The organism is Campylobacter sp. Cr9, from assembly GCF_020138295.1.
GTDB lineage: Bacteria > Campylobacterota > Campylobacteria > Campylobacterales > Campylobacteraceae > Campylobacter_E.
The window spans coordinates 1-23,325 of sequence record NZ_JACGBH010000006.1; the positions used below are offsets into that span (position 1 = coordinate 1).

At 28.7% G+C, this 23,325-nt stretch carries 24 protein-coding genes and 4 tRNA genes; 9 read left to right on the forward strand and 19 right to left on the reverse strand.

Annotated features, from left to right (window positions below):
- Positions 1-1,930, forward strand: a 1,930-nt coding sequence (locus AVANS14531_RS03830; RefSeq protein ID WP_336611387.1) for a flagellin, incomplete at its 5' end; no start/stop codon positions are given.
- Between the two features lie 605 nt (positions 1,931-2,535).
- Here AVANS14531_RS03830 and modB read toward each other — a convergent pair.
- The 3 genes from modB to modA are packed head-to-tail and all read right to left on the reverse strand — an operon-like array spanning position 2,536 to position 4,533.
- Complete coding sequence (modB, locus tag AVANS14531_RS03835) at positions 2,536-3,186, reverse strand: molybdate ABC transporter permease subunit (RefSeq protein ID WP_336611388.1); 651 nt, start codon at positions 3,184-3,186, stop codon at positions 2,536-2,538.
- Positions 3,174-3,854, reverse strand: coding sequence for an ATP-binding cassette domain-containing protein (locus AVANS14531_RS03840; protein ID WP_336611389.1), 681 nt, complete (start codon positions 3,852-3,854; stop codon positions 3,174-3,176). Before AVANS14531_RS03840 ends, modB begins: the two co-directional genes overlap by 13 nt.
- On the reverse strand, positions 3,841-4,533 hold the full coding sequence (gene modA, locus AVANS14531_RS03845) for a molybdate ABC transporter substrate-binding protein (RefSeq protein ID WP_336611390.1): 693 nt from the start codon (positions 4,531-4,533) through the stop codon (positions 3,841-3,843). The genes AVANS14531_RS03840 and modA overlap by 14 nt, the downstream gene beginning before the upstream one ends.
- A gap of 169 nt (positions 4,534-4,702) precedes the next feature.
- Here modA and AVANS14531_RS03850 point away from each other — a divergent pair, with 169 nt between their 5' ends.
- Both AVANS14531_RS03850 and corA read left to right on the forward strand, forming a co-directional pair.
- Complete coding sequence (locus AVANS14531_RS03850) at positions 4,703-5,338, forward strand: c-type cytochrome (RefSeq protein ID WP_336611391.1); 636 nt, start codon at positions 4,703-4,705, stop codon at positions 5,336-5,338.
- A gap of 81 nt (positions 5,339-5,419) precedes the next feature.
- Positions 5,420-6,379, forward strand: a complete 960-nt coding sequence (gene corA / locus AVANS14531_RS03855) for a magnesium/cobalt transporter CorA (protein ID WP_336611392.1) — start codon at positions 5,420-5,422, stop codon at positions 6,377-6,379.
- A 65-nt stretch (positions 6,380-6,444) separates the two neighbouring features.
- On the opposite strand, the gene AVANS14531_RS03860 is transcribed toward corA, so the two are convergent.
- Entirely contained in the window at positions 6,445-7,260 is an 816-nt protein-coding gene (locus AVANS14531_RS03860; RefSeq protein WP_239817590.1) for a mechanosensitive ion channel family protein, read from the reverse strand.
- 94 nt (positions 7,261-7,354) lie between these two features.
- Between AVANS14531_RS03860 and AVANS14531_RS03865 the strand changes: the two genes are divergently transcribed.
- Positions 7,355-7,930 (forward strand): DJ-1 family glyoxalase III, encoded by a 576-nt coding sequence (locus tag AVANS14531_RS03865; protein WP_442862394.1) that lies wholly within the window; start codon positions 7,355-7,357, stop codon positions 7,928-7,930.
- An 856-nt stretch (positions 7,931-8,786) separates the two neighbouring features.
- Here AVANS14531_RS03865 and AVANS14531_RS03870 read toward each other — a convergent pair.
- The 5 genes from AVANS14531_RS03870 to AVANS14531_RS03890 form a co-directional block, all read right to left on the reverse strand.
- A tRNA-Ser gene (locus AVANS14531_RS03870) sits at positions 8,787-8,874 on the reverse strand.
- A gap of 41 nt (positions 8,875-8,915) precedes the next feature.
- Positions 8,916-8,989, reverse strand: a tRNA-Cys gene (locus AVANS14531_RS03875).
- A 3-nt stretch (positions 8,990-8,992) separates the two neighbouring features.
- Positions 8,993-9,080, reverse strand: a tRNA-Leu gene (locus AVANS14531_RS03880).
- An 18-nt stretch (positions 9,081-9,098) separates the two neighbouring features.
- A tRNA-Gly gene (locus AVANS14531_RS03885) sits at positions 9,099-9,173 on the reverse strand.
- 66 nt (positions 9,174-9,239) lie between these two features.
- On the reverse strand, positions 9,240-10,136 hold the full coding sequence (locus tag AVANS14531_RS03890; RefSeq protein WP_336611393.1) for a GGDEF domain-containing protein: 897 nt from the start codon (positions 10,134-10,136) through the stop codon (positions 9,240-9,242).
- 193 nt (positions 10,137-10,329) lie between these two features.
- Between AVANS14531_RS03890 and fliQ the strand changes: the two genes are divergently transcribed.
- Positions 10,330-10,596: a flagellar biosynthesis protein FliQ gene (gene fliQ, locus AVANS14531_RS03895; RefSeq protein WP_239817592.1), complete on the forward strand. Its 267-nt coding sequence runs from the start codon at positions 10,330-10,332 to the stop codon at positions 10,594-10,596.
- Positions 10,593-11,015, forward strand: coding sequence for a Sua5 YciO YrdC YwlC family protein (locus tag AVANS14531_RS03900; protein ID WP_336611394.1), 423 nt, complete (start codon positions 10,593-10,595; stop codon positions 11,013-11,015). The genes fliQ and AVANS14531_RS03900 overlap by 4 nt, the downstream gene beginning before the upstream one ends.
- A gap of 17 nt (positions 11,016-11,032) precedes the next feature.
- On the opposite strand, the gene AVANS14531_RS09215 is transcribed toward AVANS14531_RS03900, so the two are convergent.
- Positions 11,033-11,197, reverse strand: coding sequence for a hypothetical protein (locus AVANS14531_RS09215; RefSeq protein WP_442862397.1), 165 nt, complete (start codon positions 11,195-11,197; stop codon positions 11,033-11,035).
- On the opposite strand from AVANS14531_RS09215, the gene AVANS14531_RS03905 reads away from it, so the two are divergent.
- Positions 11,133-11,282 carry a hypothetical protein gene (locus tag AVANS14531_RS03905; RefSeq protein WP_336611395.1) on the forward strand — a complete coding sequence of 50 codons (150 nt, stop codon included), beginning with the start codon at positions 11,133-11,135 and terminating at the stop codon, positions 11,280-11,282. The genes AVANS14531_RS09215 and AVANS14531_RS03905 overlap by 65 nt on opposite strands.
- 126 nt (positions 11,283-11,408) lie before the next feature.
- Here AVANS14531_RS03905 and AVANS14531_RS09220 read toward each other — a convergent pair whose 3' ends face one another.
- The 9 genes from AVANS14531_RS09220 to AVANS14531_RS03945 form a co-directional block, all read right to left on the reverse strand.
- Positions 11,409-11,630: a BCCT family transporter gene (locus AVANS14531_RS09220; protein WP_442862395.1), complete on the reverse strand. Its 222-nt coding sequence runs from the start codon at positions 11,628-11,630 to the stop codon at positions 11,409-11,411.
- 175 nt (positions 11,631-11,805) lie between these two features.
- Positions 11,806-13,374, reverse strand: a complete 1,569-nt coding sequence (locus tag AVANS14531_RS03910) for an NTP transferase domain-containing protein (protein ID WP_336611396.1) — start codon at positions 13,372-13,374, stop codon at positions 11,806-11,808.
- 424 nt (positions 13,375-13,798) lie between these two features.
- Positions 13,799-15,139: a CDP-glycerol glycerophosphotransferase family protein gene (locus tag AVANS14531_RS03915; RefSeq protein ID WP_336611397.1), complete on the reverse strand. Its 1,341-nt coding sequence runs from the start codon at positions 15,137-15,139 to the stop codon at positions 13,799-13,801.
- Positions 15,140-15,157: 18 nt separating this feature from the next.
- On the reverse strand, positions 15,158-16,165 hold the full coding sequence (rfbB, locus tag AVANS14531_RS03920) for a dTDP-glucose 4,6-dehydratase (protein ID WP_336611398.1): 1,008 nt from the start codon (positions 16,163-16,165) through the stop codon (positions 15,158-15,160).
- Positions 16,162-17,025 carry a dTDP-4-dehydrorhamnose reductase gene (gene rfbD, locus AVANS14531_RS03925; protein ID WP_336611399.1) on the reverse strand — a complete coding sequence of 288 codons (864 nt, stop codon included), beginning with the start codon at positions 17,023-17,025 and terminating at the stop codon, positions 16,162-16,164. Before rfbD ends, rfbB begins: the two co-directional genes overlap by 4 nt.
- Positions 17,018-17,578 carry a dTDP-4-dehydrorhamnose 3,5-epimerase gene (gene rfbC, locus AVANS14531_RS03930; protein WP_336611400.1) on the reverse strand — a complete coding sequence of 187 codons (561 nt, stop codon included), beginning with the start codon at positions 17,576-17,578 and terminating at the stop codon, positions 17,018-17,020. Before rfbC ends, rfbD begins: the two co-directional genes overlap by 8 nt.
- Positions 17,575-18,465: a glucose-1-phosphate thymidylyltransferase RfbA gene (gene rfbA, locus AVANS14531_RS03935; protein WP_336611401.1), complete on the reverse strand. Its 891-nt coding sequence runs from the start codon at positions 18,463-18,465 to the stop codon at positions 17,575-17,577. The genes rfbC and rfbA overlap by 4 nt, the downstream gene beginning before the upstream one ends.
- Positions 18,462-20,180, reverse strand: a complete 1,719-nt coding sequence (locus AVANS14531_RS03940; RefSeq protein ID WP_336611402.1) for a rhamnan synthesis F family protein — start codon at positions 20,178-20,180, stop codon at positions 18,462-18,464. Before AVANS14531_RS03940 ends, rfbA begins: the two co-directional genes overlap by 4 nt.
- 48 nt (positions 20,181-20,228) lie before the next feature.
- Positions 20,229-21,152, reverse strand: coding sequence for a glycosyltransferase family 2 protein (locus AVANS14531_RS03945; RefSeq protein WP_336611403.1), 924 nt, complete (start codon positions 21,150-21,152; stop codon positions 20,229-20,231).
- Positions 21,153-21,226: 74 nt separating this feature from the next.
- Between AVANS14531_RS03945 and galU the strand changes: the two genes are divergently transcribed.
- Positions 21,227-22,048 carry a UTP--glucose-1-phosphate uridylyltransferase GalU gene (gene galU / locus AVANS14531_RS03950; protein WP_336611404.1) on the forward strand — a complete coding sequence of 274 codons (822 nt, stop codon included), beginning with the start codon at positions 21,227-21,229 and terminating at the stop codon, positions 22,046-22,048.
- Positions 22,045-23,250 carry a glucose-6-phosphate isomerase gene (locus AVANS14531_RS03955; RefSeq protein ID WP_336611405.1) on the forward strand — a complete coding sequence of 402 codons (1,206 nt, stop codon included), beginning with the start codon at positions 22,045-22,047 and terminating at the stop codon, positions 23,248-23,250. Before galU ends, AVANS14531_RS03955 begins: the two co-directional genes overlap by 4 nt.
- Positions 23,251-23,325: the final 75 nt, after the last annotated feature.

Consider the following 23,325-nt stretch of genomic DNA (forward strand, 5'->3'; position numbering starts at 1 on the left):
GATTAAGGCGGGAACTACTACAAGTGGATTTAGCATAAACGGAGTTCAAATCGGAACAGTTGATGTTAAAGATAAAGACGCTAATGGTGCTTTAAGAGCTGCGATTAATGCTGTAAAAGATCAAACAGGGGTAGAAGCTTCTGTAGATGCTAAGGGTAGATTAGTACTTGCTAATAGAGATGGTAGAGGTATTAAGGTAGAAGATAACACAACAGGTGCAGCACCTGCAAAAGATTTCCATAACCTAGTAACTCAAGGTAAAGCAGGTCAAGATAATGTAAAAAAAGCTGTAGATTTAAATGTAGGTGCGACTTGGACTACAGCTGCAGGAACAGAAGGCTCTATTAAGAATAAAGACAATAGCTTTGCAGATGTTAAGAATGCTTTAGGTGCTCAAGATGCACAAATTAGAAAAGATGCAACAGATACGGCAAAAGCTGAAGCTCTAGCTACTAAAGCTGCAAATGATATAGCAGATGTTCAAAATAAAGCTATTGACGAGCTAAAAACAAAATTATCTGATGGCTTAGATACATTTAGAAAAGGTTTAACTCTTAAAGCTAATGCTAATCAAGCAGATTTTAACACTTTACAATCAGCTTTTATTACAGCTATTTCAACTATTGAAAAAGCAACTAGTTTAGAAGCAATATCAGACGCATTAACCACATTGGATGGTGTGGCTAGTACAGGTGCTAGTTCATTAGCAACAGTAACTGATCAAAAAATAGAAGATTTGCATGATTTAGCAGCAGGAAGTGTAAAAACATATGCTGAAACAATGCAAAAAGCTGTAAAAGCAACTCAACAATCATTTGTTGATAATGGTGTAGATGTTACTAAAGGAACGGCACAAACAGTTAATGATGCTTTAACTGACTACAAAGCTCAACTAGATACGCAATTAGGAACAACTGGTTTTAATACGGCAGGAAATACAGCTGCTAATGCAAAGGCAAGATTTGATGCTATTGCAGCATTGGCTCCTGAAGATACTGCATATAACACAGCTGTTGCAGATGTAGTAGGTAAAGAAGTTATCTTAACAAATTTAGCATTACCTACAACCGGCGCTATGCAAATGGCAGCAAATGATTTGGTAATAAGTGATGCTTCAACAGATCCTGATATGAAAGCTATTAATGATATGTTTAAGGATTTAAAAGCACAAACAACGATTGAAGGTGCTAACGCATCTCTTAAAAAAATTGATGATAAGTTAAAAGAATTAGTAGATGGAGCTGTAGGCAAAAGTATGGATAGCAAAGAAGCTCAAAAAGGTATCATAGCTCACTCATTGCAACAATACTTCAGTGCTGTAAAAACAAGCATAAACGAGCCTGAAGCAGGTGGTCTAGGTAACATGATAGGTTTAAATGCTACAAACTCAACAAATATGGGAAGACTTAGCCTAGTTGCAAACAATGGTAGAGATATTCAAGTTGAAGTTAAAGATGCTAATGGCTTTATAGCTAACTCGGCTTTAGGATTTGATAAGAATGTTAGCGAAAAAACTGTTTCATTAAGAGAAACAAATGCTAAGATAGATGTGGATACTGCAGATGCTATGGGTTTTAACAATGAAGAATGGCAAGCAACTGATGCAGGAGATAATGTTAATGGTTACGCAGCAGGCGTTATGACACTAAAAGGCGCTCAAGCTATGATGAATATTGCTGAAACAGCTCAAAAAGCTCTTGAAGCAATTCGTTCAGACCTTGGTTCTGTTCAAAACCAACTTGTTTCAACTGTAAATAATATTTCAGTTACTCAAGTAAACGTTAAAGCTGCTGAGAGTAATATTAGAGATGTTGACTTTGCAGAAGAAAGTGCTACATTTAGTAAGCACCAAATATTAGCTCAATCAGGTGTTTATGCAATGAGCCAAGCTAACGCTGTTCAACAAAACGTAATGAGATTATTACAGTAGTAATAATAGAAGTTTTTAAGGTGCTTGTCGCCTTAAAAACGACTAAGGTTATTGCAATAGTAATAATTAAAATAATATTTAAAGGTGCTATTCTTAGCACCTTTTTACTTCTTTAACTTTTTAAAAAATATAATCAAAAAACATTTTAAACTTTTTAAGAATTTAAAATAGGAATTTGAAATTATCATATTATTTAATTTATCACTCACAAGATTATCTCTAAACCAAAGCATAAAGCTTTAGTTTTTTTGGGGATAATGAGAGTGAATTTATTTGCTTGATATATTTTATATTTTTAGCTTTTTTATTTTTAAATTTATTTTTTTAAATTCCTATTTCAAATTCTTTTTTGTTTTTAACCACTCTTGAGACTATTATTACAAACTAGCAAATAAATTGCTAGTTTGTAATAATAATGCGAGTGAATACTAAGAGCTAAGATTTTAAAAATTTATGCATAATCTAAATAAAAGTTTAAACGCCAAATTCCGAATTCAAATTCTTTAAAACTTCTTGGAATTTGAAATAAGAATTTAAATATTTATATTATTTGCTTAGCAATCTTAAAACTATTGCTTAAATGCCAAATTCCGAATTCAAATTCTTTATTTTTGTTTTACGAATTGCAAGATAAAAAGTATCGCGAAAGAAAGAGCTAATAATATTAAGCTTATTTCATTTGCCTTGCTAAGCTCAAGATTTTCCAATGCTTCAAAAACAGCAATAGAAGCTACTTTAGTTTCGCCTTCTACGCTTCCGCCTATCATCATCACAACCCCAAATTCTCCCATCGTATGCGCAAAACTCATAACACAAGCACTAATTATGCTAGGCTTAATTAAAGGTATGCAAAGGCGAAAAATAAGATTAGCTTTAGTTTTTTGCAATAATTTCGCCCTATGAAATAAATTATCAGGCAAATTTGAAAACGCACTATAAATAGGATTAAACATAAAAGGCAAAGAATAAATAATAGATGCAATCAACAATGCCTTGAAATTAAATACTAATTTAATGTCAAATTGTGCTAAAAATTTGCCTAAAAAATTATTAGGACTAAAGCAAACTAACAAATAAAATCCTAAAACGGTTGGTGGTAATACTAAAGGCAAAGATAGCACACTAAGTAAGACTTTTTTGCCAAAAAAATCATTTCTGCTTAAATAAAACGCAGGATATAAACATATAAAAAATAATATTAAAGTAGTTATGAAAGATAGTTTTAATGATAATATTATGGGCGTTAAATCGTGCATAAAAACTCGTTATTTTGGATTTTTTCTAAATAAAATTCTTCTTTATTTAGGCATTTTTCAATTCTACCATTTTTTACGAAAAACACCCTATTTGCAAGAGCATTTATCTCAAAACAAGAATGCGAAACAAAAATTATCGTGCTTTTATAATCTTTATTGATTTTTTTAATTAGCTTAATTAGGGCTAATTTATTACTATCATCTAAAGCACTTAAAGGCTCGTCTAATAAAATATATTTTGAGTTTTTACTCAAAGCACAAATTAATGCTAAGCGTTGCTTTTGCCCTCCACTAAGGCTTGAAATGGGTTTATTTTTAAGCTCTTTTAGATTAGCAAGCTCTAATAATTCATCATAAAATTTAGCGGTTTTACTATCAAGTAATTTGCCAAATTTATATTTTAAATCATCAAATAGGCTTTTTGTATTAGTAAAAACTAAATTGTCATAAACATTAAAATTTTCAAATAAAGTGCAGTCTTGAAACAAAAAAGCAACATCTTCTAATAAAGGCTCATCAATAAGCCCTGCAATTAGTTTTAACATAGTGCTTTTACCACTGCCACTATCTCCAAAAAGTGCGATGATTTCAGAGTCTTTAAAGCAAATCTTCGCATCAACACTAAAATCATCAAAATTATGCTTTAAAACAAGCTCATTCATAGCCATATTTACTAAATACTTCCTTTGCCTTATCGCTTAATAAAAAGTCAAAAAACACCTTAGAATCAGGGTTTTTGCTAGTAATTATCATACCTTGTAAAATAGGTTCGTATAAATTATCATCAAGCTTTAAAATATTTTTTTCACTATATCCTAATTCTTTTAATTGTTCTAAACTTGAAGCCGCAATAAAAGCATAATCACAAGCTTTTGTAGCTTGTAGCAAGGTTGCTTGAATATTGGTTGCTGTTATTATGTTTTTGCTATTAGGCACTTTTTCTAAAACTTCTTTTGCTGCTTGTCCGTAAGGTGCTGTTTTTGGATTTGCGATTGCTATGCAAGGTGCTGTTTTTAAATCATCTAGACTAGGTGTTTTTTTAGCTGAAAATAATAATAACTTGCCTTTAACATAGGTGATTGCTTTATTATTTACTAAATTTTCTAAATCTTTAGCAAAGTCCATATTAGCAGCTAAAAATACATCATATTCTGCTCCGTTTTTAATCTGAGCATTAAACGCACCGCTTGCACCCGAATTAATATTTAGCTTTATATCAGGGTGTAAATCTTCAAAAATTTTCTTTAGCTCATTTAATGGATAAGCTATGTTTGCAGCTGCTGCTATGTTTAAATTACTTGCTAATAAATTTGAAGCAAGAACTAAGCTTAATAATACTTTTTTCATACTAACTCCTTTAAAATATAAAAAATTATATAATAAAAAAGCTTTTATAAATATTAATTTTATAATTTAAAATATAAAAAACTATATAATAAAAATTAATTTTTTTATTTAATTTTGCAATTATTTAATAATGATAAAATTTTGCCCTAAAATATTTTAAGGAGATCTTATGAAAAAAGTTTTACTAAGCTTAGCAGCTGTAAGCGCTTTAACACTAATGGGCTGTGATGATAGCAAAAAAGAAGAAGTAAAATCAGAAGTTACACAAAGTGTAAAATCAGTTGTAGATGAAGGTGCTAAGAAGATAAATAATGCAGTTGATGATGCAGCTAACAAAATCACTGAAAACATTGCACCTATCGTAGAAAAAGCAGAGCCTATCATAAATCAAGTAGTAGCTAATGCGAGCGAAAATATTAGCGAAACTTCAAAAAATGTTGCAAATACTTTAAAAGAAAGCACAAACGAAGTAGCTAACGCAATCAAAGAAAATGCAGATAATGTAGCACAAGCTATTACTTCAAGCATTGATAATGCAAGCAAGAATATTGAAAGTGCTTTAAGTGTTGATGGTGCAACTTTATTTAAAAAATGCGTTGCCTGTCACGGAAAAAAAGCTGAAAAATTAGCTCCTGGTGCTGAAATTATCATAAATACTTTAAGCGAACAAGAAATCTATGAAGCATTAAGTGGTTATAAAGCAGGAACATTCGGCGGAAAATCACAAAAAACTATGCAATTACAAGTAAAAAATCTAAAAGATGAAGATTTTAAAGCGTTAGCAAAATACATCAAAACTCTATAATCTAAACGGCTTTTAAGCCGTTTAAAATATTCAAAACATAAGAAGTTTTAATATAATAAGCAAAAACTATAAAGGATTTTTATGATTTTTGTTTATTGTAAAGAAAATTCTAGCGTTATAAAATACGAAATCAAAACTAATGAGAAAATCCCTGAAAATGTTTTGTGGGTGGATTTATTTAACTTTACTTTAGATGAAATTAGTTTCATTGAAAACAACTTTTATCTAAAGCTTCCAAACGATGATGAAAAGTATAATATAGAAGAAAGTGCAAGATACTGGGAAGAGCAAGATACTATCACAATAAATAATGTATTTTTAAACAAAGACGCCCTTGATAACACAACAACTACAAAAGATACAATTACATTTTTACTAAACAAAAAAGTATTATTTACTATAAGAGCTAAAGAACTTCCTACCTTTATAAATGTAGAAAATATAATACTTGCAAATCCAACTCATTATAAAAGCGGTTATGAAATATTAAATGAGATTTTTGATATTAGAGTGGATAAAGATGGCGATGTTTTAGAGTGGATTGACAAAGAATCAAGGGTGTTAAAGGCTGAGATTTTAGCACAAAATGTATCGCTTGATTATGATTTTTATCTAAGCAAAATCTCAAATCTTCAGGATTTAAATATGCAGATTAGGTATTCTTTATTTGAGAAGAAAAAGACCTTATCATCACTAATTAAAAGCGATAAAATAAGCGCTCATATAAAAGAAAATCTTGATATTATTTTAAAAGATTTAAATTCTTTAATTGAATTTAGCCTTTCGCAACTTGGGATTTTAGACAATATTCAAACGATTTTAACAAGTAAAATTGACATAGAACAAAATAAAATCATAAAGCTTTTTACGATAGTAACCGTTGCAATGATGCCACCTACTTTAATAGGCACAATTTATGGAATGAACTTTGAAAATATGCCTGAATTAAAATGGGAATACGGGTATTTTATAGCTGTTAGTTTGATGGTAATTTCAACAATAATTCCTATTGTATTTTTTAAGAAAAAAGGTTGGTTGTAAAAAAGAATTTGAAATAGGAATTTGATTAAATTATAAACTCAAATTCCTATTCGTAAATTTAAAAATTATTTTATAAATACCTTTGTCATAGCTTCATTAATAAGCATTGAAGCTCTTTCGTAATTTTCGTTTTTAACCCACATTTGAACGCTAACTTCAATGTTTGTATCATTTACGCTTTTTACACCAACAAAAATAGCTGGGTCTTTTAAGATTAATTCATTTGAGCCTAAAGTGTTTTCAATTTCTTTTCTTAATTCACATAAAGCTGATGGCTCAATTGTTTTTGAATAATCTATTCTTCTTACTTTTTCACGAGAATAGTTATAAATACTATTGCTAATTACTTGAGAGTTTGGAACTATTATATTTGTATTATCGTGCATTCTAAGAGTAACTGAGAATAAGCTAATATCAGCTACAAAACCTTCAACCGCACCGAATTTTACATAATCACCAATCTTGAAAGGTCTAAAAACAATAACTAAAACACCAGCTGCAATATTTGAAAGCGTTTCTTTAAATGCAAAAGATATTGCAAATGAAGTCGCAGTAAATAAAGCCACAAACGAAGTTGTATCTACACCTATATTATTAAGCGCTGCTAATATACCAACAACTAAAATAATGATTTTTGATAATTTAACTAAGAAATTTGTTAGCGTTTCATCTGTGCTTACTTTCATTAAAGCAATTTTTAAAATCTTGCCAACAATATTCATAAGAATTAAAGCTAAAACAATAATAATAATTGAGCCTAAAATCTTAAATCCATACTTAAGTGCAAAACCTTCAAAATCAAAACCTGCACCTTGTAAATCAATCATTTTGTTTAGAGTTTCAGCTGTCGCTGCTTTTACATCTTGAACCGTTGATTCCATAAACATCCTTTGAAAAAATTTGAAAATCAATATTAACAATTAATTACTTAATTTTAATTAAAATATTTACTAATTTTGATAAAAAGGAGAGATTATGAAAAATATTTTAATTCCTATGGCAAATGGGGCTGAAGATATTGAGTTAATTAGCATTATTGATGTTTTATCAAGGGCTAAACAATACGGAGCTAATTTAAATATTATCTGTGCTAGTTTAGAAGATGATTTAAATGTAGAGCTTGATACAAAAATGGTTTTAAAAGCTAAAGTAAAGCTTAGCGAAGTGGATTTAAATAGCATTGATGCGATTGCTTTAGCTGGTGGATTTGGCGGTATGACAAATCTTAAAAATAGCGAGAAAATAAAATCTATATTACAAAATCTTAATTCACAAAAGAAATTAATAGCAGCGATTTGCGCTTCACCTATTGTATTAGATAATGCAGGGGTTTTAAGCTCTGAATTTACTTGCTATCCAGGTTGCGAAAAAGGTCTTAAAGGAACTAGATTAAATGAGCCTGTTGTAGTGCGTGATAATATAATTACAAGTGCAGGGCCTATTACTTCTATTTATTTTGCTTTAACAATTGTAAGAGAGCTTGGCTTTATTGAGCAATATAATGGAATGCTTGATGGTTTATTAGTAAATCAATTTGGCATTAAATTTTAGGAGTAAATCTCCTAAAATTCACAAAGAATTTGAAATAGGAATTTAGATTCTTAATTAAAAAATATCAAGCAAGTGATTTTGCTTAAACTATTATTGAAATTAATCACAATAATATTAATAATATAATTTTATCTTGCAGTAATCTTTAAATACATTAAACTCAAATTCCTATTTCAAATTCTTTAAAAATAAAGCAACTTAATATCAAGTTTAATGGTTGTAGGCGATTTAGTTTTTTTGTTGGCTGTGGTGATGAAGTTAAATCAGTTGATTATTATAATAAATACCTAGAAAAAGCTAAAATAAAAAATGTAACAAAAATGAGAAAAATAAATGAAGATCAAAAACAAGATTGCAAAAACACATCAGAAGATAGATTTAAGTAGATTTGCGAAATCTTGGAAAAAGCCAAACAATCATTCCTAGCGTTACCGAATGGGAATTAAAGAACCTAAAGATAAATAAACATATTATATTAATTTTATTTCTACTTCTAATACCAAATATGCTTTTAGAGACTGCAAACACTCCTAGCTCCGATGGTCTTTTAGCGGAATTAAATCAAATATTAAAGTTAGCTATCAAAAACATTTTTTTAAAAAATTTAAATTAAGGGATTTTTAATAGTAAGAATGTTCTTATTTAACAATAAGCCTTTAAATATTCTAATTCCTATTTCCAAGAAAATTTTAAAGAATTTGAAATAGGAAATTAAATCTATTTAAACTCAAAATACACAAATTGCTATAAATAAATCTTTCAAGAATATTTTATTTTAACGAAGGAGCTAAAAGTTAAAACAAAATATTCTTAATTTTAATAAAATATAAAATGAAAAAGATTGTTAAAAATGAAGTGGCCGGGAGAAAGGGATTCGAACCCCTGGAGGCTTGCACCTCAACGGTTTTCAAGACCGCCGCTTTCGACCACTCAGCCATCTCCCGAAAATTATTAAACAAGCGATAATTTATGCTAAAAAGCCTATTGGAGGTGATACTCGGATTTGAACCGAGGATCAAGGCTTTGCAGGCCCATGCCTTACCGCTTGGCTATATCACCTTATGGTGCCCAGGGCCGGACTTGAACCGGCACGGTAAAAACTACCGAGGGATTTTAAGTCCCTTGCGTCTACCATTTCCGCCACCTGGGCTTTAGTATATAAAATAACTGGAGCGGGAAACGAGGTTCGAACTCGCGACCCCAACCTTGGCAAGGTTGTGCTCTACCACTGAGCTATTCCCGCATATGAAATAAAGACTGAATTATATATATTTAATCTTAAATAAAACTTAAAACTAAAAATATTTTTTTAAGATACTTGGATATTTACTAAATTTTTTCCGCTTTTTTTACCATAATAAAGTTCTTGGTCTGCTATTTTGAAATATTTTTCAAAGTCATCTTTATTAGGATTTTGTATAAAAATTCCACCTATTGTTATAGTTGGTTTTATATTGTATTTTTTAAGTTCTTGTCTTGCTACTGAATTTTTTACTATATTCATACAATGCTCTGCTTCTTGATTGTTTTTAAGATTTACTTTTACTATAAATTCTTCACCACCCCATCTAGCAACCACGCCTTTATATTCTAATATTTCGTAATAAATTACTGATGCTACGCTTTTTAAAACAATATCGCCTATATCATGACCATAATTATCATTTATAGCTTTAAAATTATCTATATCACATATTGCTATTAAAATTGATTCATCTTTATTAAGATTAGAAACGACCTTTTCTTCAAAATACTTTCTATTAAAAAGACCTGTTAAAAAATCTTTGTGTATCAAATAGGTCAAATCTGCTAGTTTTTTGCTCTGAGAAACTGTTGCTAACGCACCATATACAATCATAAAAACAGCACTAGCAAAAGAATTTACATAGAAAAATAATTCTTGAGCATAAGAGTATTCGCCAACCAAATAATCTTTAAAATAATGTAATCCATATACACTCAAAATTAAACCGCAACTTACCATTGCAATACTAGACCATCTAGTAAAAAACGTAAATTGCAAGAAAAACAAACACATTAAAACAACATTAAACCCACTAGCAAAACCTAAATAATAAGAGCCTACGATTTGATGAGTAAAAATCTCAAAAAATGTCATAAAAAAGGCTAGTTTTGTTCTATGTATTGAATAAAAACAAATTGCTAAAATATAATTTGTAATAGAATAAATATTAAAAATAGCCATCGGAGTTATTTCATTAAAATAAAAAATCAAACAATAACAACAATGGGTAAGGAGTATAGATATTAAAAGCCAAAGGTTTATATCAAATTCTTTTATTAGTTTTAAAAAATTAGTTTTAATAGCTCTTCCTTGTTTTGGTTATATTTAGTTATTTTGCCTAAAATTATTTAATAATTAGATGATAAGGATTAATATGGAAAGCACACTTGTTTCGCTTGGAGTATCAACTTTTAAAATTGCTTTAATGCTGTCTTTACCAATGCTACTTGCTGGACTAATCGCAGGTCTTTTGATAAGTATTTTTCAAGCTACAACGCAAATTAACGAAATGACTTTAAGTTTTGTGCCTAAAATAATCCTAGTTGTTATCATAATAATATTTTTAATGCCGTGGATGATGAATCAAATGATAGATTTTACAACCATGATTTTAAATAAAATTCCAAGCTTTGTAAAATGATTTATCTAGCCCAAACCGACACTACTGCGGGGTTTTTAAGCAAGGATTATAAAGAAATTAATTTTGCCAAAAAGCGAGATTTGAATCAACCTTGCATAATAACAAGTGCTTATCTAACAAGCTTAAAACTTTTAGCAAAATGTCCAAATAAGTTTAAAAACAAAATAAGAAGAGCAAAAAAAACCACATATATTCATAAAAATGGCTTATCTTTTAGGCTAGTAAATGATAATAAACATAGTATATTTCTAAAAGATTTTAAATATTTATACTCAAGTAGCGCTAATTTACACGGAGATAAATTTAATATAAACTATGCAAAAAGTATCGCAAATATAATTGTAGATGATAATCTAAACGAATCTAGCTCATCTACAATGATAAAACTAAGCAATCATAAGCTAAAAAAAATTAGATAATTCCTATTTTAAATTCTTTAATCAGCAAATAAAATGCTTTTTATAAAACTAATTATCATTAAAAATATTATAAAAATAATAAAAATTGAAACTATAATACTAACGCTAAAAAGTTCTATGAGATTTGTATTGGCAACAATTAAAGCACAAGGTAAAAGAGCAAATATAAACGACCAAAACAGCTTTAATGTCGTGCTAGGTGTGTTGTTTTTACTAAAAAACTCAAATTATATAAATAATTCCATCAAGAGTGCTTACATAAAATAAAATCATGCAAAAAGCTAAAAGTATTTTTGTGATAATAGGAAATTTTAATGTATCTAAAATGCTTAAAATAACATTATCTGCAAAATTTTCTAAAAGTAATTTAGACACATCTAGTAACCCACTAATTTATAAATGTGTTCTATAATTACTCATTATCATAAAAGATACAAAAGTTCCCAGTAAACCAAAAAATAATCCACCAAAAATAATATTTTTAAAACTTCTTCCATACAAAATCTTTGCTATAAAAAATAAAGTTACGACAGAATAATAAATCATATAAGCTAAACAAAACGATCCGTTTAAACACAAATCTATCGCTAATATTATAGGGCAAAAATAATTCATTTCGTGTTTTAAAATATGAAAACTAAGCCTTTTATCTTATTTTTTATTGCGCATGAAAATATTATAATACTTACATCAAAACCAATAATTTTAATATTTATAAAAACCTAAAAATATAACAAGACACAAATGCAATTAACTTATTAGCTAAAAATACATATGCCAAGAAATAAAACTAAAATTTTATTTGTTTAGCAAATTTGTAAAATTCCTTAGCATACTCATATTGTTTATTGGCATAATCATAAAAACTAGCACCATTACTAATTTGTATCATTGCCCATAAATACCACAAAAATCCACCAAGTGCAATATATGAATAAATACGAAAACGCTCTTTATTATTTGGCTCTCTTTGTAAATATCTAAAAGATAGATCATCTACCTGTGTTTTATCAAAATAAGCATATAACACAAATTGCCCAAGTTCTGCGAGAGGATCACACATGCCAGCATACTCCCAATCAATCAATATACACTTCTCATCAGCAAATAAAAAGTTATCTCCCAAAGTATCCATATGAGTTAAGCATTTTGGATTATTCATAGAATCGAGAATATTTATTAATTTATAAATATCTTGTTTTGTCTGCTCGTAATCTTTTATGAAATCAACATTATATTCACGACATAATTTTTCATAGCTAAATATTTTTTCCCTAAAATCAAACTCATTTTCCACTTGAATATTTGCATTATGTAAAATTCTTTCAAGTTTCATACAAGCATCTAAATCTTTATCATTTCTAGGGTTTGCAACTCTTGCATTTGTAATAAATTTTGCAATTTTCATACCACTATCAGGATCGAAATAAATAGGATTGTCATCTATGTTTAAATGCCTTATGGCCTGATATATCTTATATTCATCTAATCTATTGATAAATTTATTAGTTCCTTGACCTGGAATTCTAAATATATATTTTTCCGAATCTATTTCAAAATAAAAAGATTTGTTCGTAAGCCCTTTATCAAGAGTTTTAAAATTTATTATTTGATATTCTTGAACATCAAACACTTTTGCTATCGTTTTTATATATAAATTTTCAGAATTATATTTATATTTATCATCAAAATCTCTTAATTCTTCTAAACTATCAAATTCATAAATATCATTGTTGCTAACCTTTTTAATCCTCATTTTTAGTATGTCAAGGTTTTTAACAAATAAATCTTCCCAGTAATAATCACTAAATTCATCTTTACCATACGCATTTTCTAAAATTTTTATAAATTGTTTAGAAAAATCATCAGAAAAATATGCGGGTCCAAGCATAAAATATCCATTTTTACCACCTATATTTACATTATTTATATATCCATTTTCATCTTCGCTCATAACCCATTCTTTTGTATAATCATCAGTATAAACACCCATATACCAACTATATTCTTCTATGCTTTTATATGGATTAATAGTTAAATAATTATCGCTTGAAAGAATATATGTGTTTTTTAAATATTTTCTAGCATGATAAAGTGAAGCGAAATTATTTTTAGTGTTGTAATCTGGGTTATAAATGATATTTACTCCATATTTTTCTTTTAAATATTCAAATTGTTCTTTTTTATAACCAACTACAATATGTATTTCAGAAATACCCCCCCCCGCTACTAATTGTTTTATCTGTCTTTCAATAAGAATTTCGTCTTTTACTCTTAAAAGCCCTTTTGGTGTGTCATAACTAAGCGGAGCAAAACGAGAACTAAGTCCTGCTGCTAAAATAATTGCATTGTTTTTCATATTAAAGTCCTTAATTTTTTAAATATTTTATAATAACTTGTTAAAAATACTTAAAAGATACTTTCTGATACCAAGTTTGAGATTTTTTATATACTTTGATATTGCATTTCTTATTTTGAATTAATTTATAAAAATTCCCCAAATCATCTGTTACAGTTATATTTATTGCTTTGTTAAAAAATTTAATAATAAATAAAGTTTATTTATTTCTAATAACTTTATACTTTAAACTACATTAAAATACTTATGATTATTTTAAAACTCTAATATTTCCTACGACATCGTATTGTTTATAAAATAATTTTAGTGGTAAGACAAAAATAAAATGTATATATGTACTAACAATTTATCAAGTATTAATAAATATTTTTTACAAAATAAACAACATTCATACTTATAAATTATTAATTTAAAATATCCTAACTTATATTTTAATCTGATTAACTATGTAGTCTAGAATATATTTAGAAGTATTGAAATCATTAAAGCTGATATGATTTTTAACAAAGTTGTGTCTTTTTTCCTTTTTATAATCCATCCCTCCTATTACTATATTATTAATATAATCCAAAATATCATTCTGATTATAAGCAATATAATAATGTTGTAAACACTCTTTACCTAAATCACTAAAAGTTAAGTTGGTAGCCTTTTCATTTTTAAGTAAATAACACCCAGGATTATCAACACATAAATATTCTGCTAAAAAAGATCCACAATCAGTAATAATACCATCAGACTCAACAAATTCCTTAAAATACTCATTTGTATATTTTGGCACAACATTAGGATAACTTTCTAAAGTATTAAAATATTTTTCTGTTTTTTCAACCCCCCAATAATCATCACTTTGCATTCTAATTTTTAAAAAAGGATGGGGTCTAAATATAAAATTAATATCAGGATATAATTTTGGAAGTTCAAGAAAAAAATCACTAAATTTTAGAAATGTAGATAGTTTAAGATCTGGAACTGAATCCCCTATAGAATGATGAGGAGCCAAAATAATTGTTTTTTTAAAGTTATTTTTTTTAGAAAAACATTTAATAGCATCTAGTTTTACGCATCCAGATGTAACTAATTTATTATCCAAGTCTCTATACATCAGTGTTATTTTATCTTCTGCATATTTTGCATCTAAAAATATTTTCCAACAAAATCTCAATTCACTCTGAGAAAAAATATTATATAAATCATAATTAAAGTTAGATGTAAAACCATAAAATATGTGTATCGGTAATACTTTTTTATCAAATAAATATTCGGCTCTATGCAAGGGGTTTAATACATTACGATAAGGAGTAGTCAAGCAAGTTATATCCAACCTATCCGACACATCAACACACTTGCCATTATTCTCATCATAAGCCTTAATAATCTCTATGTCAGGATATTTTTTAACAACATAATTATGCGTACTATCAAAAGCTTCCATTTGCTCTTTTTTTGGCAAATCATTATAAGGAATTATAACAATGATAGGATTAAATATTTCATATTCTAAAATCTTATCTATCAACGGAAAAGCAGGAAACATAGAATCTCTAATGATAAAAAACCCAAAATTGATTTTTTGCCCATCTTTTAATTTTTGCTTTATATTTATTAAATTCTTAGCAATACAATCATTAACATGATTTATATCAATTTTTTCTTTGGATTTAATGTAATTAAAAAAATATTTCTTATTAATATATGTAAAAACCTTTTTCTTTCCAAAATAAATTTCTCTCCTACCATCTTTAAATTTAATTTTTTTAATCATTTACTACCTTCTATTTATTTAACTATATTTTTCTACATACCACTTAACGGTTTTTACTATACCGCTATCAAATGTCTCATCGGCTTTCCAGTCAAGCTCATTTTCAATCTTACTTGCATCTATTGCGTAACGCCTATCATGACCTGCTCTATCTTCTACAAATGTTAGCAAGTTTTTATAACTTTCATCTTTTGGTAAAAGCTCATCTAAAATCTCGCATATCTTAGCGACTATCTCAAGGTTTGTGCGTTCGTTTTTACCACCTATATTATAAGTCTGCCCCGCCTTGCCTTTATGATACGCTATATCAATGCCTTTGCAGTGGTCTAGCACATACAGCCAATCACGAATATTTTTACCATCGCCGTATATCGGGATAGGCTTATTTGCAAGAGCGTTTCTAATGATTGTTGGGATTAGCTTTTCATCGTGTTGTTTTGGTCCGTAGTTATTAGAGCAATTTGTAATAATCGTATTTAACCCATAAGTTTCATGATATGCACGAACTATCATATCAGAACTTGCCTTGCTTGATGAATAAGGAGAATTAGGCGCATATGGAGTAGTTTCACTAAACAGCCCAGTCTCTCCTAAAGTGCCATAAACTTCATCTGTACTTATATGATGAAATCTAGCATTTTTATACTCATCTTTATAGGCAAATGGTTTATTCATCCAGTATTTATAAGCTACATCTAAAAGCGTAAAAGTTCCATTTACATTTGTTTTTATGAAAGCTTCTGGATTTTTGATAGAATTATCCACATGGCTTTCAGCTGCAAAGTGAATAACCCCACTTATATCAAACTCTTTAAATATAAACTCCACTAGCTCTCGGTTGCAAATATCGCCTTTTATAAATTTAAAGCGTGGATTTTTCTCGCATTCTTTTAGGTTTTCAAGGTTTCCTGCATATGTCAAAAGGTCAAGATTTATAAGGTTATACCCACTATATTTATCCAAAAAATACGGAACAAAGTTTGAACCTATAAATCCAGCTGTGCCTGTTAATAATATATTTTTCATTTAAGTTCTCCTAGTCTTTTTAAACAATCTTTTACACCCTCACTCCAGTGCGAAATTCCTATTTCAAATTCTTTTTTGATTTTGTCTTTATCTAGCACACTATAGCTTGGGCGAGTAGCTTTTGTGGGATATTCGCTAGTTTTTATGGGGCTAATCTTACATTTATTACCACTTAATTCATTTATAAAATATGCAAAATCATACCAACTACAAACCCCTTCGTTTGAGTAATGATAAATATTTATGCCACTTTTAAATTTCGTTTGTTTGCTAAGTATAAAACCAGCTAAATCCTTTGCATATGTAGGACTTCCGATTTGATCACTCACAACACCTAAGCTATCTTTAGTTTTAAAAAGATTTAGCATAGTTTTTAAAAAATTCTTACCATAAAAACTATAAACCCAAGAAGTGCGGATTATACTAGCGTTTAGATTTGGTGTATTTAAGATAGCTTGTTCTGCTAGCTCTTTTGAGCGTCCATATACTCCTAAAGGATTTGTTTTTTCATCTACTTTATACGGCGTATGTTTAGTGCCATCAAATACATAATCAGTTGATATGTGAATCAAATAAACATTATGTTTAGCACATATTTTAGCTATTTCTTCAACACTTTTATGATTGATTAGATATGCTAAGTCTTTTTCATCTTCGGCTTTGTCTACTGCTGTGTAGGCTGCTGTGTTGATGATGGTATTAATTTTATTGTTTATTATAAATTGTTCTAAAATAGATGAGTTGCTAATATCAAGCTCATTTTTGCTAACAAAATAAAAATTATCATTATAGTTACTTGAAAGCTCTTTTAATTCACTTCCAAGTTGTCCATTTGCACCTGTTATCAAGATATTAGCCATAGTAATTTACCCCATATTCAAACAGCTCCTTGCATTCGCTAAGCAGTGGTTGGACTTTATCTTTATCTGATAAAACTATATCATCTGGATAAGCAAAATCTATACTTTTATAGCTAATCCCCCTATCGCACTCGCGTGAGTAAAAATTATCTACTTTGTATGTAAAAATCGCTTCATCGCTAAGCACTAAAAACCCATGAGCAAAACCACGAGGGATAAATAATTGTTTTTTGTTTTCACTACTTAGCTCAACTGCCACATACTCGCCAAATGTAGGGCTACCAACCCTAATATCCACAGCAAAATCTAGCACTTTACCACTTATAACCCTTACAAGCTTGCTTTGTGCAAATGGTGGTAATTGATAATGAAGCCCACGAAAGACATTTTTAGAAGATTTGCTTTCATTGTCTTGACAAAAATTAATCCTAAATCCTAAAAAATCATCAAGCAAATCTTGTCTAAAAGTCTCACAAAAATATCCCCTATCATCACTAAAAACCTTTGGCTCTATAATGATAACTCCGTCTAATTTCGTTTGTTTGAAGTTCATCTTATTTCTTTTTTGCTTTGATTTGCTTTATCTATTAAGTATTTGCCATATTGATTTTTACTTAGCGGCTCAGCTAGTTTTAAAAGTTGCTCACGGCTAATATACCCCATATCATAGGCTATTTCTTCAAGACAAGCGATTTTAAGAGATTGGCGTTTTTCAATTGTCATCACATAATTGCTTGCTTCTAAAAGCGATTCATGAGTACCTGTATCAAGCCAAGCAAAACCACGACCCATAAGCTCAACTTTTAATCTATCTTCTTCTAAATACATTTGATTTATGCTTGTAATTTCTAGCTCACCACGAGCCGATGGCTTAACAGTTTTTGCCTTTTTTACAACATCATTTGGGTAAAAATAAAGCCCTGTTACAGCATAATTACTCTTAGGCTCTTTTGGTTTTTCTTCTATGCTAATTACTTTGCCGTTTTCATCAAATTCTGCTACACCATAACGCTCTGGGTCTGCTACATAGTAGCCAAAAACAGTGGCTTTACTTTCTTTTGCATTGATAACGCTTTGTTTTAGCATATTTATAAGCCCATGACCATAGAAAATATTATCACCTAAAATTAAGCATACATCATCATCTTTGATAAACTCTTCACCTAACAAAAACGCTTGAGCTAAGCCATCTGGACTTGGCTGCTCTACATATGAAAAGCTCATCCCAAGCTCTTTGCCATCGCCTAAAAGTTTTTTATAACTTGGTAAATCATCAGGTGTCGAGATAATCAAAATATCCTTAATCCCTGCAAGCATCAAAACTGATAATGGATAATACACCATTGGCTTATCATATATCGCTAAAAGATGTTTGCTATTTCCTTTTGTGATAGGGTAAAGTCTAGTGCCGCTACCACCTGCTAAAATTATTCCTTTCATCTACATTCCTTTCTGAAATATAACCTCAAATCATTTCTTATTTTCTTTAAAAATAATCTCTTTGTTTTATAACTCTTAATAAACGGTGACAATATCTTATAAAAACAATATTTAAAATAATTAAAATACTTCACATAAAACATATAACTTTGCGAAATATTAAACAACTTAAATATATATGCATTTGCCAACTCCAACGGAGCACAATACTTGATGTAATACCGCTCATCTTGAACAATATTAACCAATATTTTACCGCTATTCACATCTCCTATTTTAAACAAATTTAAAAACCTTCTAAATGCGTCAAAAGAATTACCCAATACTTTTGTTTTAATCCAAAACATATTATTAGTTATAATAATTTTATCATCACAATACCCATTTGACATATATGCTGACAATACAAATTGATTAAAATGAAAATGCGGCACCATCATTGGTATATACATTCCAAGCCTTGCATCATTATACAATTTATTAATTATGTTTGCTATATACAATTTATTATACAATAGGGCTTGTATTGTAATTTCAGCAAAATCTTTTTTAATGCAAGTCTGTATATTTTCAATAATATCATAAAAATCCATATCATGAATAAAACACACATGATCATAAGACATTATTTTTTCGTAAATTACTTCTGCATTAAAAATAATTTTTTCATCATAATTAACAAATTGTTGATTGAAATCATTCTTGTTGCAAATCAAAATAATATCTAAATAGTTAAAAATACTATTGATTAAGTTAACATATTTTGTTTTTATATACTCATCATGTATATAAATAAATAATGCATTTTTATTTTTTAAACCATTAGAATGTATGTATTTATCTGAAATAATATCGTACAAATTAATCAAATATCCTAATTCATCCAAAGAATATAAAGCTAGTAAATCATCCCAAACACAATCATATAATTTTGCATTAACTTGTTTTATATTATTTAATATACTTGAGGTATTAGGCACAACACTAAAGTTATATAATACATGTTTATATTCAGAAAAACTTTTTCTTTTAATTATAGGACATTTATCAATAACAACTTGTTCGTATATTAATATAGTAGGATTATTATTAATTAACTCGCTATATTTGATGAAATTAATATATACACTAGAACTAAAACCTTGTTGCTCAAAATAATAAGTCAATTCGCACTCACCATATGCTATAGCCTCACTAAAAGACAAAAACACTTTTAAATTATCCCAATACCTCTTAAAATCATCACTTTCTAGTAAGCTTTTCCTAAAAACCAAGAAGTAGGATTGTATATGCTCTTTTATATAATATTTCTTTTTATTGACCTTGATACTATCGTTTGTTTTTGGATGTCTATTTATACCCCAAAAATCACACTCTCTTTTCGCCATTTCATCAAACATTTCAGAAAATGGATATATAGGACCATAATAACTATTGTTCGTAAGTATTAGTTCATCATAATTTTTAAGTTTATCATATCCTATATGCTCGATTCCGGCTTTATATGCTGCAAAATCAAATCCTATATTTTCTCTTTGCAAAACCTCTACATTTAAATCTTTTAATTTTTGCAAACCATCATCATTAATGCTACCATTTACAATAACTAAAATATCTCTTGCAACTTCTTTTAATCCATTTATACAATAAGTTACATAATCTCTTACTTCACCATTTTTTTCATAAAAAACATATATAGCTATTCTATTACTCATAGATAAATTCCTAAATCCATAAATTTTTATATTTCAATAATACCGTGTTCAAAACTTTATAAAAATATTTTTTATTTTTTGTTGTTTTTTTATTAATTTTAATCTTATTAAATTGAATATATTTTTATATCCGTAATTTTTTTTATGGTAATTAATTTCCATGCTTATTTTGTCTAAATTTAATCTTGTTAAATACTGTTTTGTAAATTTTTTAGAAAAATTATTTTTTATACAAGAGCTACCTATTAGATCAATCGCTTTCTTATAATCTTGCAAGCAATTTTGAAAATTAACATTACTTAAATTATTACTAACTGATGTTTCGTATATATTGTATTTATAAAAACTATGATTTAATATTGCCACTTTTTTTGAAACATTAATTACATGATAAAAAACAGAAACATCTTCTGTTAAATTAGTTTTAAAACTATTATCAATACTATCTATCAAAGAAAGTGCTTTTAGATAAATCTCTTTATTATATATTTTCAACCATAAAACCCACTTAAGTTTATTTTTAATAAAAAATTTTTGAAATTTTTCTATTTTGTATAATTTAAAATCAGGAAGACTTTTACTTATATTTTTTACACAACCATTGTCTATAACATGCCCATTAAAATATATAAAATCTACACTATACCTTTCTATCTCATTATACAAAATTTCACAAGCATTAAGTTCTAGTTCATCATCAGGGTCTAAAAACATTAAATATTTTCCATTAGCATTTAAAGCTCCAGTTCTTTTTGCTCTAAAAATGCCTTGATTTGTTATATTGTCAATAAGTTTTATTCTGCTGTCTTTTTGCATATATTCTTGTATAATTTTTACACTATCATCTTGTCCTTTATCATCTACAAAAACTATTTCTATATCTTTTAAAGTCTGATTAATACAACATGTTATTGATTTATTTAAATATTTTTCAGAATTATAAATAGGAATTATTATTGATATTAGTGGCATATTTACCCTTATAAATATAAATTAACACATTATTGCTAAACTTTTTTAATATATACCTAAAAAAGGAAAGAAAAATGATAAAGACTTGTATATTTCCAGCGGCAGGTTATGGAACCAGATTTTTACCTGCTACAAAAACGCTACCTAAAGAAATGCTACCTATACTTGATAAGCCTTTAATTCACTATGCTATGGAAGAAGCTATTGAAGCAGGACTTACAAATATTGGTATTATTACAGGTAGAACAAAAAGGGCTTTGGAGGATTATTTTGATATATCTTATGAGATAGAAGACGCTATAAAAGGCAGTGAAAAAGAAAAGCTTCTAAGCGATGTTCGCCGTCAAATGGAAGTTTGCAATTTTACATTTACTAGACAACGCAAAATGAATGGTCTTGGAGATGCTATAAATCACGCAAGATATATGGTAAATAATGAAGCTTTTGGAGTAATCTTAGCCGATGATTTATGCGTAAATGATGAGTGCGGTGTAATGAGTCAAATGGTAAAAGCCTATGAAAAATATCGTTGTAGTGTTGTTGCACTTATGGAAGTGCCAAATAAAGATACCAAAAAATACGGAATTATAGAAGGCGTAAAACTAGAAAAAAACATCTATAAAATCACCGACATGGTAGAAAAGCCTGACCCAAAAGACGCTAAAACAAACTTAGCTATTATAGGTCGCTATATCCTAACCCCTGATATTTTTGACATCTTAGACAATACCCCTGCAGGCAAAGGCGGAGAGATACAAATAACAGACGCACTAAACACTCAAGCAAAAGAAGGAAGATGTATTGGGCTAGTATTTAGCGGACTTAGATTTGATTGCGGTAGTGTAGAAGGCTTTTTTGAAGCTACAAAATACTTTTATGAAAGAGATTTTAAATGATAAATTACGAAGGGTATTTTGAAAAAACTAGCAAAGAAATCATAAATGATTATATAAATAGAATGAACGCTGAAAGAAAAAGTGGCGAAGTGGGGTTTTATGATTTGCCACTAGAATTTGAAATAGGAATTTCAAAATTAAAAAAGGCTAAAGAAAACTTTAAAAACAAAAGTCATTTTGTAGTGCTTGGAATGGGTGGAAGTAGCGTTGGCACAAGGGCGATTGCTAGTTTTTTAGGCATTAAAAACATTGATTTTTTAGACAATATCTCAACCACTCTTTTTAATGAAATCTTAGAAAAAATTAGCCTTGAAAAAACCCTTTTTATCCTTGTTTCAAAATCAGGAAACACTATTGAGTGCATAAGTTATTTTAGGATTTTATGCGACGTGCTAAATCTTAGCGTAGATGAGCTAAAGCACCATTTTATCGGCATTTGCATGAAAGAAACCAAGCTTTATGAGTTTTTGCAAACAAACGAAATTTTGCATTTTGATATAGAAGAAAATGTTAGCGGTAGATTTTCAGTGCTTAGTAATGTTGGACTTGTGCCATTATATCTTGCAGGGGCTGATGTAGAAAGTATCATAAATGGTGCAAAAGCTTGTATGAATGATACTTTGGCTCGTGAACATATTATAAATCTAGCCTACACGCTAACAACGAAAATGATTAATAAAAACTATGTTTTATTTACATATTGTGAAGAATTACGCCATTTTAACGAGTGGTTCGTGCAGCTTGTAGCTGAAAGCCTTGGCAAGTTTAAAGAATACAAACGCGTTGGACTTACACCGATTAGCCTAATAGGTCCAAAAGACCAGCATTCGTTTTTACAACTCATAATTGAAGGTCCAAAGGATAAATTTGTTGAGTTTATCCGTATAAAACCAAGCGAGAATAGCCCAAAAATAAAGCCTATAAAAGGACTTGAAAACCTTGAAAATCAAAGCGTAGGACATAGCCTAGATGAGCTACTTTACGCTCAAAGCAAATCTTGTCTTGATGCTATAAAGGCTGAAGGAATTGATACAAGCTTAATTGAGCTTGATAGCAAAAGTGCCTATAATATCGGGTATTTGATATATTATTATGAGCTTGTTGTTGGAGCTTGTGGGCTTATGATGGGGATAAATACTTACAATCAACCAGGCGTTGAAAGCGCTAAAAAACTTCTAAAAGTCTTACTTACTACGAAATAGGTTTTATAAGACCTATTTCTTGTGCGAATTAAAAATCAAATTCCTATTTCAAATTCTACGAAATTTCTTATTATA